At 35.5% G+C, this 843-nt stretch carries 1 protein-coding gene; it reads left to right on the top strand.

Translation table 11 applies throughout. The features are described from left to right. Positions 1 to 51: 51 nt before the first annotated feature. On the top strand, positions 52 to 759 hold the full coding sequence (locus AB4512_RS22290; RefSeq protein WP_017062111.1) for a DUF2057 family protein: 708 nt from the start codon (positions 52 to 54) through the stop codon (positions 757 to 759). Positions 760 to 843: the final 84 nt, after the last annotated feature.

An 843-nucleotide genomic window follows, 5' to 3' on the forward strand; every position in this document is an offset into this window, starting at 1 on the left:
ACATAGAGTTGGGCTTTTTTTTGCCTATTTTTTATAAGGATGGATACAATAATGCAAAGTTTCAAATATTCTTTTTTGGGGCTGTTAGTTGCTTCTACAGTAGTTGATGCCGAAGTAATATTGGATGTCCCTGAAAATGTAAATTTACTTTCAGTAAACATGAGTGTTCCTGACTTTGAACAAGGGTTGTTTTCTGCAGATAAGACAGTGCTTTTACCTGACGGTGAAAACCAAATCGTTTTTCAATATGAACCAGTATTTGATGAAAGAGATAATCAAAGGAAAGTCTACAGTTCTGTTATTATCGCTAAATTTGAGGCAAAAAACGAAGAACTTACCTTATCTATGCCTGAGTTTAAAAACTTGCGTTCTGCTCAAGAAAACATTGGAAACTTGAATTGGGAAATTAAAAACAAGCAAGGACAAGCCTTAATCAAAAATGAAGACATTTTAGCTAGTGACGGAGTTCAACTAAATAGAAGTTATTCTGAAGAAGCTACAGAATATAATAAAGTTGGTGGTGCTGCTGCTGTAACCATGAGTTATTTAGTTGTAGAAAACCAAGTTCGTCCTGCAGTTAAGGTTAATGCTACAAGTTTAGAAGAAAACACGCTAGTAAACGCTGAAGGTTTAACGGCTAACACATCAGCTCAGGTTGTAGATAAATCGGAGTCTTTGAAACAACTTAAAGCTTTGTATCTGAGCACTTCAAAAGAGGACCGTAAAGTATTCCGTAAGTGGATGATTGACCAAGAGTAATCAATCTTCACGTACAAAAAAGCGAGACGTAAATCTCGCTTTAATATATTGCTATGAGTTAAATCTCTTTCCACTCACCAGGCT

The organism is Vibrio sp. 10N.222.52.B7 (genome assembly GCF_041474275.1).
GTDB lineage: Bacteria > Pseudomonadota > Gammaproteobacteria > Enterobacterales > Vibrionaceae > Vibrio > Vibrio crassostreae_C.